The sequence below is a fragment of the Streptomyces cinnabarinus genome, from assembly GCF_027270315.1.
In the GTDB taxonomy this organism is placed as follows: Bacteria; Actinomycetota; Actinomycetes; order Streptomycetales; family Streptomycetaceae; genus Streptomyces; species Streptomyces cinnabarinus.
Genome location: NZ_CP114413.1, coordinates 3,258,659 through 3,271,428, shown reverse-complemented (window position 1 = coordinate 3,271,428; position 12,770 = coordinate 3,258,659). Strand labels below are relative to the sequence as shown.

General features: G+C 71.6%; 7 protein-coding genes. 3 read left to right on the top strand and 4 right to left on the bottom strand.

Going from position 1 to position 12,770, the window contains the following annotated elements; translation table 11 throughout:
- The first annotated feature begins 43 nt into the window (after window positions 1-43).
- Window positions 44-1,399 (top strand): alpha/beta hydrolase, encoded by a 1,356-nt coding sequence (locus STRCI_RS14680; RefSeq protein ID WP_269659379.1) that lies wholly within the window; start codon window positions 44-46, stop codon window positions 1,397-1,399.
- On the top strand, window positions 1,392-5,705 hold the full coding sequence (locus STRCI_RS14675; protein WP_269659378.1) for an ATP-binding protein: 4,314 nt from the start codon (window positions 1,392-1,394) through the stop codon (window positions 5,703-5,705). Before STRCI_RS14680 ends, STRCI_RS14675 begins: the two co-directional genes overlap by 8 nt.
- On the opposite strand, the gene STRCI_RS14670 is transcribed toward STRCI_RS14675, so the two are convergent.
- Together STRCI_RS14670 and pepN are read right to left on the bottom strand one after the other, a co-directional pair.
- Window positions 5,590-6,627 (bottom strand): hypothetical protein, encoded by a 1,038-nt coding sequence (locus STRCI_RS14670; RefSeq protein WP_269659377.1) that lies wholly within the window; start codon window positions 6,625-6,627, stop codon window positions 5,590-5,592. The genes STRCI_RS14675 and STRCI_RS14670 overlap by 116 nt on opposite strands.
- Window positions 6,628-6,833: 206 nt before the next feature.
- Window positions 6,834-9,410: an aminopeptidase N gene (gene pepN / locus STRCI_RS14665; RefSeq protein WP_269659376.1), complete on the bottom strand. Its 2,577-nt coding sequence runs from the start codon at window positions 9,408-9,410 to the stop codon at window positions 6,834-6,836.
- A gap of 136 nt (window positions 9,411-9,546) precedes the next feature.
- On the opposite strand from pepN, the gene STRCI_RS14660 reads away from it, so the two are divergent.
- Window positions 9,547-10,209: a mycothiol-dependent nitroreductase Rv2466c family protein gene (locus STRCI_RS14660; RefSeq protein ID WP_015660368.1), complete on the top strand. Its 663-nt coding sequence runs from the start codon at window positions 9,547-9,549 to the stop codon at window positions 10,207-10,209.
- A gap of 19 nt (window positions 10,210-10,228) precedes the next feature.
- Here the strand turns inward: STRCI_RS14660 and STRCI_RS14655 are convergent, their stop codons facing one another.
- Both STRCI_RS14655 and STRCI_RS14650 read right to left on the bottom strand, forming a co-directional pair.
- Window positions 10,229-11,296: a glycerophosphodiester phosphodiesterase family protein gene (locus STRCI_RS14655; RefSeq protein ID WP_269659375.1), complete on the bottom strand. Its 1,068-nt coding sequence runs from the start codon at window positions 11,294-11,296 to the stop codon at window positions 10,229-10,231.
- Window positions 11,297-11,332: 36 nt separating this feature from the next.
- Window positions 11,333-12,757 (bottom strand): FGGY-family carbohydrate kinase, encoded by a 1,425-nt coding sequence (locus STRCI_RS14650; RefSeq protein ID WP_269659374.1) that lies wholly within the window; start codon window positions 12,755-12,757, stop codon window positions 11,333-11,335.
- Between the last annotated feature and the right edge of the window lie 13 nt (window positions 12,758-12,770).

The following is a 12,770-nucleotide window of genomic DNA, read 5'->3' as shown; positions in this document are numbered from 1 at the left end:
ATCCTGCTGCTCATGTGAAGCGCGACTTCCGGGGGAGCACGCGGTGGCGATTTCACCGGCGGCAGGACACCGCGACGCGGTGGTGGTACTGCCCGGGATCATGGGCAGCGAACTGATCGAGAGCGCGACCGGACGGGTCCTGTGGGGCGTCTCGGATCCGCGCTGGTACGGCAGCGCGTGGACGACGGGCGACGCGCTCGCCAAGCTGCACGTCACCGAGGACGAGCGTGCGGGCCGCACGGGCCGGATCCGGGCGACCCGCATGCTGCGCTTCCCCGCCTTCGCCCCGGTACTGCGCGGCTTCGAGCCGTACCGCGAACTGCTCCGGGGCGTGCGGAACAACGCGGCCCACCCGGACGCGGTCCTGGAATTCGCCTACGACTGGCGGCTCTCCGTCGCCCACGCGGCGGCGGAGCTGGCCAAGGCCGCCGAGGCCCACTTACAGGCATGGCGAGCCCATCCGCAGGGCAGTCGGGACGCCCGACTCACGCTGGTCGCCCATTCCATGGGCGGGCTGGTCGCGCATTACTTCGTGACGGAACTCGGGGGTGCGGGTGAACTGCGGACGCTGATCACGCTGGGCACGCCCTTCTACGGTTCGGTCCAGGCGGCCGGCCTGCTCGCCACGGGACGGGGAACGCCCCTGCCGCTGCCCCGCCGCCGACTGCGGGCGCTGGCCTGTACCCTCCCGGGGCTCCATGAGCTGCTCCCCGGCTACCGGTGCGTCAAGGAACGCTGCTGCGCGTACAGCCAGTTGACCGCCGTCGACGTCGAATCCCTCGGTGGGGACCTGGAGTTGGCCCAGCGGTCGCTCGACCGGCAGGAGCGGCTGCGTGCGGCGGCCCCACTGCCGCAGTTGCGCGCGGTGGTCGGCGTCGGTCAGCGCACCCCGCAGAGCCTGACGCTGGCGGGCGGTACGGCGCACGTCCAGGAGTACGTCCCGGACGGCGGCACCTGCGCCGACCGGCGCGGCGACGGCACGGTCTACCGGGACGCCGCCACCCTGCCCGGCAGCCCGGCCTTCTACCTCCCGCAGAACCACGGATCCATCGCCCGCAGCGAGGAGGCCATCGCCTACGCCTGCTCGGTCCTCACCGAGCGCCCGCTCGGCCCACCACTGGGCGCCACGGAACTCGGCCTGTACGTACCGGACATGGTGGAGGTGGGCCGTCCCTGCCCCATTGAGGTCGACCTCGTGGACAACCCGGCGGCGGTGGTCTGCAAGGTCTTCGACCTCGCCGCGAACCTGGAGATCGCCCGCCCGTGGCTGACCCCGCACGACGGCAGCCTGTACGCCGAGGTACCCCTGCCCGGACCAGGCCTCTACCGGATCGAGGCCAAGTCCGGCGGATTCTCGGCGGTGAGCCAACTGGTGTTGGCGGTAGCCCCCGATGAGTGACTTCAGCTTCGTACCGGTCCCGATCGGGAGATACCGGCAGCAGACGTTCCCCGCCCTGGACGCCGACGACCAGGCGGCCCGGGTCGCCGAGCTGGTCGAGGAGATCGGCGGACAGGAGGAGCACTGGGGACCGGGACCGCGCGACTACTCCTCGGTGGGCGGTCGCCTGAGAGCCTGGGCGCACCCGCCCGCCCCGCGCAGCTCGATGCTCTACTGGGCCGGTCACGGCCAGGCCCTCGGCCCCAAGGCATGGCTTGCCGTCGAGGACACCCCCGACCCGATGACGGTGAACGCGCTCAACCCCGCGTCCTTCGCCGAGTACGTGATCGAGGAATGGCGGCACCGCTCCCTGGACGAGGAGGCATGGGCACTCGTCGTCATCGAGGCGTGCGGAGCCAAACGGTTCGTCGAGATCCTGCTCTCCCGGCTCTACGACGAGGGCGGCCTGGACCGGCTCGCGGTCATCGGGGTCGGCGGCTACGGCGCCGGATACCTCGGCAAGTTCCGTCAAGTCCTGTCGGACGCGCTCTCCGGGTACAGCGACAACGACGAGGCGATCCAGCTGCGCGACCTGGTGGGCCGGGTCCAGGACCGGCTGGGCGACTCCGGCATGGTCGCGGACCTCGGCCTCTACCAGGCCCCGCCCCTGCCCCGGCGCCGCCTGACCGGCCCGGTGACGGCACCACTCGACGTCTACGCCGAACTCCGCGACTTCGTGGCCACCCTCACCCCCGACGAACGCGGCCACTTCCTCCCCAAGGCCCAAGGCGCCGAACAGGGCGAACTGGCCTGGTACTTCATGGGCCGCCGCGAGGAGGGCGCCCGAATCGCCGAGTGGCTGCACACCGCGACCCGGGGCATGCTGGTCGTCACCGGCGAGGCGGGCTCGGGCAAGTCCGCGCTTCTCGGAAACGTCGTGGTCCAGGCCAACCCGGAGCTGAGCGCACTGCTGGCACGGGCCGGAATGACGGACGGTCCGGGTATGGAGACCCTGCCCCCACCGCACGTGTTCGACGCGGTCCTGCACTTGACGGGCGCGACGACAACAGACGTCGTACGGCAGCTCGCAGCGGACGACTCGGTCGAGGACGCGGACCAGTTGGTGGCGTTGCTGTCGGAGCGCGAGACGCCCTTCACGGTCCTGGTCGACGCCTTGGACGAGGCCCAGGACCCTTTGGTCGTCGCCCGCGGCACCCTAGCCCGCATCGCCGAGATCGACGGAGTCCGCGTCCTGATCGGCACCCGCGGCTCCACGAAGGAGGGCCCGGACTCCCCGGCGGGCGAGGACACGGACATCCTGGACGCGCTGGGCAGCCCGCCGGAACGGGTCACCGTGGAGCGGGACAGCGCCGCGGCGGACGAGTACGTACGGCGGCGGTTGCTGGCCGGGTTTCCGGAGATCGACATGGCGGAACTGGACGCGGTGCGGCGGGAGATCGAAGCACGTGAGCGGCACTTCCTGTACGCCAGGCTGGCGGTCCATGAACTGATGGCCCGGCCCGAACTGCTCCGGTCCGCGAACCGGGAGCAGCGCGGGGAGTTGCTGGCTCACGACTACCGCGCACTGTTCGCGGCGGCGGTGAGTCGACTCGGCGACCGCGATCCGGCCTACGCGCCGCTGCTGGAGGCCCTCGCCCTGGGCCAGGGCCGCGGACTGCCGCGTACCGACGGGGTCTGGCAGATCGCCGCCCGCACCCTGGACAGCGCGGCCATCGACGAAGCGGCCGTCGACGCCCTGCTGGCGGACGCGGCGCCGTACATCATGCTCGACGCCGAACACGGCCAGAGCGTGTACCGACTGGCACACCGCACCTTCCAGGAGCACTACTTCGCGGCACGGGCGGGCGAACTCCCGGACCGCCACCGCCTGATCGCCCGAGGGCTGTGCGAATCCGCCGAGGCGGCGATGCCTTCCCCGCCCCACCCCTACCTCGTCCACCACCTTCCTGGACATGTCGCGGCCGCGGACGACTGGCAGCTGCTGGTGTCCAGACCGCGCCTGCTGGACTGCCTCGCCCCGGGCGCGGTCGCGGTCGAGGCGGCGCGACCACGTCCGGGACGGGCGCCGCTGCCGGACGCGGTCTCGGCGATCCGTGCGGCGCATCACCGTCTCTCGGCGGCGGCTCCGGGCGAGCGCGGCGCTCTGCGGGCGGTGGCCGAGGCACAGTTCCGCGGGGTGTTGCCGGATCCGGCAGGCTGGTGGTCGCGGGGTGCGTCATGGGCGCCGGTATGGGCCGATTTCAGTCGGCTGCGCAGTCCTACGACCAGTGTGTTCGCGCTGGAGTGCGAGAAAGTGACGGCGCTTGCCGCGCTGCGTTGGGGTGATGGCCGTACGGTGGTGGCCCTCGCGGAGGAGGCTGTTTGGTCCCGCATCCACTTCTGGGATCCCGTGTCCCAGTCCATGGTTGGCGCGCCTTTGACCTGCTCCGGCGTGATGGCCACGGTGCTGGCGGCCGTACCTTTCGACCAGGAGCGGGACCACCTGGCCGTCGGTGGTTTCGGGGGTGTGGAGATCTGGGATCCGCGCGAACGGAGCCAGACCGAGGCCTTCCGTAACAAGAGCATGACCGCCGTGGGACACCTCGCGGGTATGCGGACCAGCGACGGGCGCGTCTTGGTCGCCTATGCCGCAAGCGTCGGATCGGGTGAGATTCGAGTGAGGGACCTCAAGGCGCGTCGTGACAAGGCGTTCGACGTCGGCAACGCCATCGGTGCCATGGTCGGCCTGCACGGGAACGGCGGTTCACCGCGACTTGTGGTCGCTGCCCAGTCTCGCTCGTTCCCCCTCTCATCCCGCCCTCGCGCGGGTCGGGTTCCGGTGCGGATCCTTGTCGCCCCGGCAGACGGCGCGGGGATGGCAGCGATCCCCGCGACGCGGGATCAGGTGGTGCTGGCGCCTTCGTCCATGGGGCGCAGACCACTGAGCCTGTGGGACGGGAGGAGCGGCTACTCGACGGAATTGCCGGTCATGGTGGATCTCGCCTTTCAAGGCGCCTTCACTGTGGTGGAGGGCCCTGGCGGTGAGCTCCTGCTGATCTCGATCACGGGTGAAGATGAGAAGGTCACTGTGTTCGAGATGCCCCGACCAGCAGTGCCGGACCGTGCCGATGCGTCCCCGCACCGCCGCTCCGCGAGCGTCTGTGCCATCCAGGTGCCCGGTCACGGTGACGCGTTCGCCGTCTGCTCCGCCGAGGACGAATTCACCTTCCGTGATGCGGCGACCGGCGATCTCATCGACCGGCCGGAGAAGGTGATGTCCGGGGTGACAGGGCCGCCCGGAGGACCGCTGTTGTTCAGATCTCAGGAGTGGACAGTCTGGACGCAGAGGGACGGACGCAGATCAGTGCCCGAACTGAGCAACTACCTCTACGGTGCTGCGCCGTTCCTGAGCTCGGACGGTCGTCTCCTGATAGCCCACGCGGAGAGACTGGACGACGGCTGGGGGATCGTGTGCTCCGAGGCCCCGCGCACTGGAGGCGGATGGAAGCAGGACTGCCGCGTCGATGGTAAGCGCCTGCGCAGCCCCAGTGGCATCAGGGTCCTGCGGATGCGGGGCGGTGGAGCCCTCATCCTCGCGTATGTGCAGGAGCACACCATCGTGTTCGATCACGACCACCCGCAGCACATCTGGGAACTCTCCGGTGTGACCACCACGTTCCCCAAGGGCGCCGCGCTTGTGTACCTGCCTGAACCGGCGCTTGCTGTGTGCGACTACCGCAAGGTCTTCCTGTGGGACCTCGCAAGCCGCACTCGGCTCGCCGTGATGGCGGAGGGCAACACCCTCATCGCGGACATGGCCGCCGTTCATGTGGGCGCCGGTCCGGGCAGGGTGGTGCTGGCCGTGGCGCACGTGGACGGCTCGCTGCGACTGTGGGATCCCCACCGGCCGGACCGGCCGATCGCCGTACTCGCCCTCGACATGGCCGCCAGTGCCATCGCCTCCGCCGGCAGCAAGATCTGTCTGGTCAACGAGGAGGGCGCGCTCTGCATCGACGTCGGCGGCCTCGCAGGCGCGGAACTCACCCGTCCCCCCCACGCCCCGTCCGCCCCGCACACCGTTCCTGCCGACGGCTGTACGGCCGCCCCGGACCCGGAAGAGCTGGTGGAGCCGTCTCCGCACGGGGAGGGGCCGCCAGTAGCGCACCCCCGGCGGCCCCTCCCCTCCCCTCCCGATGCCACCCCACCCCCAACTACCGGGGCAGCACCACGACATACGCCGCCGGATCCCGGTCCGTCGACGCCATCAGGGCCGTGCGGACCACCGCCGCCTGCTGTTCCAGGGACTCGCGGAGCTTCTTCGGGGTGATGTACACGACCGTGATGCCGAGCCGCTCCAGGTGCTCGCGCTTGCGGGCGTACTCCGACCACAGGGCGTCCTCGTCCTGTCGAGGGGCCCGCGTGTCCAGTTCCACCGCCACCGCGTGCTCCGGCCAGTACGCGTCCAGGCCCCCCAGATGCGGCCCGCCCGGCAGGCGCAGGTCGAGGTTCCAGACCGGGTCGGGGAGGCCGTACTCGCGGACCATCGTGTACAGACGGTCCTCCGCGATGGCGCGTCCCTCGGCCAGCAGGGAGTCCACGGCGTCCACCACATGCGGCCGGCCCAGCAGCTTCGCCTGGTTCAACTCCCGTACCACCGCCGCCGGTTCACAGTGCCCACCGCGCACCGCCTCGGTCAGCAGCCGGCGCACCGCGCCCGCGTCGGAGAGTTCGGCCACCGCGTCGGCCAGCGCCCGCGGCACGGGGGCGACCGGGAGTCCCGTGACCTCCTCCGCCGGCGGCATCGAGGGCGTCCGGACGATGCGGGCGCAGCCCGTCGAGCGGAGTCGGCGCAGGCGGGGGACCAGGACGTCGATGGTGTCCAGGGCGGTCAGGGGCGGGGTCGCCGCGAAACCGTGGAGCGTCAGCGCCGCCAGGCCGGTGATCACCGCCTCCGTGTACACCGGGCGGTGCGGCTCCCCGGACCCCGGCTGCGGCGGCACCCCGGCGGTCCGCTCCCGCGCCGCGTACAGCAGCACCGCGTTCAGCCGCTCCTCGCTGGTCGGGGGGCCGGGGTGGAGCAGGTAGACGCCCGGGAGGAGCTGCTGCCAGGGGCCGCCGGCCCGGCACTGCTCGTTCGTCTCGGCGGCCGGGACGCCGTGCGCCCGCAGCTGCGCGGCCGTCAGGACCCGGCGGCGGACGTCGGTGAGCTGGTGGAGGGGGCGGGGGGAGAGCGGGGTGTTGTGGTTCATGACCCGGGGATTCCCGCGTCCGATCCGGCCCTTAACCCCTGTTACACGCCCGTCGACAAATCTGGACAAGCTCGCCCTAAAGGACGGGTGTTCGGATGCCGAGTAGGCACCGAAAACCCCTGGTCCAAACGGGTGGGACCAGGGGTTACGGCTGCTATTGCCTGAATTCCGTAACGGTCACGGAGGCGGAAAGCGTTGGCCAGAGATCAGGCGTCCGCCGCCGCGTCGCACGCCTGTCCCCGCAACGCCCGTGCCAAGTCGTCCCGCGCCTCCAGCACCAGCCGGCGCAGCGCCGGAGCCGCCCCCTCGTGCGCGGAGAGCCAGGCGTCCGTGGCGTCCAGCGTCTCCTGGGACTCCTGGAGGGAGGGGAACAGGCCCTGCACCACGACCATGCCGATCTGGATCGACCGCTCGGCCCACACCCGCTCGATCGCCGCGAAGTACTTCTGGGTGTACGGCGCAGTCAGCTCCCGCTGCGACGCCCGCGCGAAGCCCGCGATGGTCGCCTCCACCAGCGCGTTGGACAGCTCCTCCGACTCCACCACCTGCGCCCACGCCTGCGCCTTGACCGCGGCCTGCGGACGGGCGGCGAGACAGCGCACCTGATGCCGCTTGCCCGACGCGGTGTCGTCCCGGGCGAGTTCGGCGGCCAGCTCCTTGTCGCCGACGACGTCTTGCGCCGCGAGCGCGTCCAGGAACGCCCAGCGCAGCTCCTGGTCGACCTCCAGACCCGACAGCGGCATCGTGCCGTCCAGCAGCGCCGTCAGCATCTCGAACGCCGCCGGTACATCGGCCACCCGCGCGAAGAACCGCGCCCAGGCCAGCTGGTGCTCGCTGCCGGGCTCGGCGCCGTGCAGCTCCATCACCGCGCCCTGGCACAGCCGCCGCCCGGCCTCCTCCCGCCGCTCGGGCGCGCTGTAGTGCACGGCCGCCGACTCCGCCCAGGCGTGCAGCTGCTGGAGCACACCGATGTCGGACTCCCGCGCCGCGAACTTCAGCACCAGGTCGATGAACTCCCGCGCGGGCAGCAGCGCGTCCCGCGTCATGTTCCACAGCGCCGACCAGCACAGCGCGCGGGCCAGCGGGTCGGTCATGTCGCCCAGGCCCCGGCGCAGCGCGGCCAGCGAGGTCTCGTCGAAGCGGGTCTTGCAGTACGTCAGATCGTCGTCGTTGACCAGCACCAGCTCCGGCGCCTCGGCCCCGGCCAGCTCCGCCACGACCGTACGCGGACCGTCGACGTCCACCTCCACGCGCGCGTACCGCTCCAGCGCGTCGCCGGTACGGCGGTACAGGCCCACCGCGATCCGGTGCGGCCGCAGCTCCGGATGCGACTCGGCCGCCTCCTGCACCACCGCCAGCTCCGAGACCCGGCCCGCCGGGTCCAGCAGCACCTGCGGGGTGAGGGAGTTGACCCCGGCCGTCTGGAGCCAGGACCGGGACCAGGCGGCCATGTCCCGGCCGCTGGTCTCACCAAGCACCGAGAGCAGGTCGCCGAGGCGGGTGTTGCCGTAGGCGTGCCGCTTGAAGTAGCGCCGGGCACCCTCCAGGAACGCCTCCTGGCCGACGTACGCCACCAACTGCTTCAGCACGGACGCGCCCTTGGCGTACGTGATGCCGTCGAAGTTCAGCTTCGCGTCCTGGAGGTCACGGATGTCGGCCGTGACCGGGTGCGTGGAGGGCAGCTGGTCGGCGCGGTAGGCCCACGCCTTGCGACGGTTGGCGAAGGTGATCCAGCCGTCGGTGAAACGGGTCGCGCCCACCGTGGCGAAGGAGCCCATGAAGTCCGCGAAGGACTCCTTCAGCCACAGGTCGTCCCACCACTCCATGGTGACCAGGTCGCCGAACCACATGTGTGCCATCTCGTGCAGGATGACGTTGGCCCGCGCCTCGTACGAGGCCCGCGTCACCTTCCCGCGGAAGATGTACTCCTCGCGGAAGGTCACCAGGCCCGGGTTCTCCATCGCGCCCAGGTTGTACTCGGGCACGAAGGCCTGGTCGTACTTCCCGAACGGATACGGGTAGTCGAAGTGGTCGTGGAAGAAGTCCAGGCCCTGCTTGGTGACCAGGAAGACGTCGTCCGCGTCGAAGTGCGGCGCGAGCCCCTTGCGGCACATGGCGCCGAGGGGGATCTCCAGCGTCGTACCGTCGTCAAAGGTCCGCGTGTAGGAGTCCGTGACGTAGTGGTACGGGCCCGCCACCACGCAGGTGATGTACGTCGAGATCGGCTTGGTCTCCGCGAACCGCCACACCCCGTCGGCGAGCCGGCCCACGCCGTTGCTCCACACCGTCCAGCCCTCGGGCGCCCGCACCTCGAAGCGGAACGGCGCCTTGAGATCAGGCTGCTCGAAGCAGGCGTGGACCCGGCGGGAGTCGGCCGGCTCGTACTGGGTGTACAGGTACACCTCGCCGTCCTCGGGGTCGACGAAGCGGTGCATGCCCTCGCCGGTGCGGGAGTAGGCGCACCGCGCGTCGACGATCAGCTCGTTGTCGGCGGCCAGGTCCTCCAGGGCGATCCGGGAGCCGTCGAAGACCTCGCTCGGGTCGAGGTCCCGGCCGTTGAGGGAGACCGCCGTGACCCCCGGCGCGATCAGATCGGCGAAGGTCGTGGCGCCCGGCTCGGCGCAGCGGAAGCGGATGGTGGTGACCGAGCGGAAGGTGCGCGGCCCGTCCGACGGCTCGTCGCCGACCGCGGAGCGCAGGTCGAGCGAGACGTCGTACCCGTCGACGGACAGCAGCGCGGCCCGCTCCCGGGCCTCGTCGCGGGACAGATTCTCACCGGGCACGGGGGTCACTCCCTCACAGGGTGTTCAGCATGCGGACGGACCAGATCTTCCCATGGGCGCACCGGCGGGAGCAGCCGGGAATGGGGAGGTGGTGGTGGGTGTTGCGGCAGTCAAAGACCGCTGCCTTAGGAGAGCCATGTCCGAGACCGCGACGACGTCCGCGAAGACCCCCGTCGACTTCTGGTTCGATCCGCTGTGCCCCTGGGCCTGGATGACCTCCCGCTGGGTGCTGGAAGTGGAGAAGGTCCGCGACATCGAGGTCCGCTGGCACATCATGAGCCTGGCCGTGCTGAACGAGCCGAAGATCGACGAGCTGCCCGAGGAGTACCGCGAGCTGCTGGAGACCAAGGCATGGCAGCCGATCCGGGTGGTGACGGCGGCCTGGCAGAAGCACGGCTCCGACATCCTCGGCCCGCTGTACACGGCGCTCGGCACCCGCATCCACAACGAGGGCCAGGGCCCGAGCCGGGACGCCGTCGTCGGCGCCCTGGCCGATGTCGGCCTGCCCGCCGACCTGATCGAGTACTTCGACCAGAAGGACTTCGAGTTCGACGCAGAGCTGCGCGCCTCCCACAAGGAGGGCATAGACAAGGTCGGCCAGGACGTCGGCACCCCGGTGATCGCGGTCCCCGGCGACGACGGCGAGCAGATCGCCTTCTTCGGCCCGGTCGTCACCCCGGCCCCGAAGGGCGAGGAGGCCGCCCGCCTCTGGGACGGCACCCTCGCCGTGGCCTCGGTCCCCGGCTTCTACGAGATCAAGCGCACCCGCACCAAGGGCCCCGACTTCAGCAACCTGTAGCCGACCTGTAAAGCGACCTCTACACCGCGATCCGGGCCAGATGGGCCAGATCGGGGAAGTCCGTCACCACCGCGTCCACACCTAGCCGGTAGTGCAGCGCGTACTCCGCGAACGCGTCACCGAAGTCGGTGCCCGTCGTGCCGCGCCGCAGTCCCGCCGGCAGGTACTGGTTCTCGGCGCGGAAGGTGTACGGACCGACCTTGAGCCCGGCGGCATGGGCGTCCCCCAGCAGTGCCGAGGGGGCGCCCGTGTCCGGCGCCACGACCGACGCCTTGTCCGGCCCGATCCAGTCCGCGTACTCGGCGATCCCGGCGAGCCCCGCGGGCGTCATCATGTCCCGGTACGTCGTCGGGTCCCCGGCCGAGACCAGGTCGTACGGCCCGCCCGTGGTGCCCAGCGCCTGCCACAGCGGCACGCCCGGACCCGTCATGCGCTTCAGGCTCGTCGGCTCGAAGGACTGCACGACGCATTCGCGCGGGCCGAGGCGGTTACGGCGAATCGCGGCGGCCAGCCTCGGTTCCAGGGGCAGGCCGATCGAGCGGAAGTAGGTCGGGTGCTTGGTCTCCGGGAAGACGGCGACCGTCCGGCCGTGGGCGCGGGAGAGCCGTCTCGCCAGGTCCACCACCTCCTGGAAGGTGAGGATCTCCTCGCGTCCGTCGAAGACGGTGTTGCGGTTGCGGATCTGCGGCAGCCGTTCCACCGCCCGCAGGGTCTTCAGCTCGGCGAGGGTGAAGTCCTCCGTGAACCAGCCGGTCACCGACCTCCCGTCCACCGTCTTCGTCGTGCGGCGGTCCGCGAACTCCGGGTGCGCGGCCACGTCCGTGGTTCCCGAGATCTCGTTCTCGTGCCGGACCACCAGGACGTGGTCCTTCGTCGGCACGAGGTCGGGTTCGATCCAGTCGGCGCCGGTCTGGACGGCGTAGGCGTAGGAGGCGGCCGTGTGCTCCGGCCGCCAGCCCGCCGCACCCCGGTGTCCGATGACCAACGGCCCACCTCGGGCGGCGGCTTCGGCGGGTACGGCAGCGGCTGCCACCGGAGTCACCGCGGCGGCGAGCAGCAGGGACCGGCGTCTCATGTGCGCTGGCATTCCAACTCCCTTTCTTTCTACGGCACTTCGGACACCTCAGTCCCTTACCCGCTCCCGCGCCGCAGCCAGCCGCGCCAAGTGCTCCGCGTACCCCCGCTCGTAGTACGCGGCCCGCCCCGCGTCCGGCTCCACCACGGCCGTCGGCCGGGTCCACTCCCGTGCGTCCAGCGCGACCCCGTGCCGCTCCGCCGCCGCGAGCACCGCGCCCCGGGCGCCCACCTCGCCCTCGACCACCCGGAGCGGCCGGCCGAGGACGTCCGCGAGCAACTGCGTCCAGGCGGGGCTGCGGGTGCCGCCCCCGCACACCGCGAGCGTGCCGGTCAGCCCCGCCGCCTCCAGACAGTGCCGGGCCGCGTAGCCGATGCCCTCGCAGGTGGCGCGGACCAGGTCGGCGGGGGTCGACTCCAGGCAGACACCGGTGAGTTCGGCGCGCAGCCGCGGCTCCACGAAGGGCGCCCGCTCCCCGGACGGCGCGAAGTACGGCAGCACCCGCACCCCGTGCGCGCCCGGCGGGGTCCCGGCCAGCAGCGTGTCGACCTCCTCATGGGTGACCCCGGTCGTCGACAGCACCCAGTCCAGGGCGGCCGTGCCGACCATCGCGGGCATGGCGCGCAGCCAGTGCCCCGGCCGGTCGGTGCAGATGTACAGGCCCGCCGGCTCCCCGGCCAGATCCACCTCGGCCGTCCCCACCAGCGCCGCCAGACAGGTGCCGACGATCAGCAGCCCGTCCCCGTCGGCGGTGACCCCCGCGCCGAGCGCGCAGGCCGGCAGGTCGTAGGGCCCGTTCGCGATCCGCGTCCCCGCGGGCAGCCCCTCGCCGAGGGTCACCGCGGTCGCCGCCGGATCGCTCACCGGCGCCAGCAGCCCCCGCCGGTGGGTCAGCCCCAGCAGCTCCACCACCCGGTTGTCGTACGTCCGCGACACCGGGTCGAGGAACGGCATCGAGGCGTCCGACACCTCCGTCGTCACCGGCGCCCCCGTCAGCCGGTGGAACACCATGTCCTTGCAGTACAGCGCGGTCGCCGCGGCGTCCAGGGACTTCGGCTCGTGGCTGTCCAGCCAGGCCAGCAGCGGTCCCGGACAGCCCGGGAACATGGCACCGCCGGTGCGCCGGAACACGGCCTCGAAGGTGCCGTCCGCGAGCCACTGGTCGACGAGTTCGTTCGCCCGGCCGTCCATCCAGGACGCCGCGGGCCGCACCGGGCGCCCCTCGGCGTCCACCAGCCACACCCCGTCGCCCTGTCCGGTGAGCCCGGCCAGCTCCACCGGCTCCGGCACCCGCGCGGTGATCTCGCTGAGGACGGCGACGACCGCCCCGTACACCTCCGCCATGTCCTGCTCGACCACCCCGCCGTGCGGGGTGAGCGTCAACGGCCGGGACGCGACGCCGAGTTCCCGTCCGGTGCCGTCGAACGCGGCGGCCTTCACCAGGGACGTGCCCACATCGATGCCGATGTACATGCCGGCCTCCAAA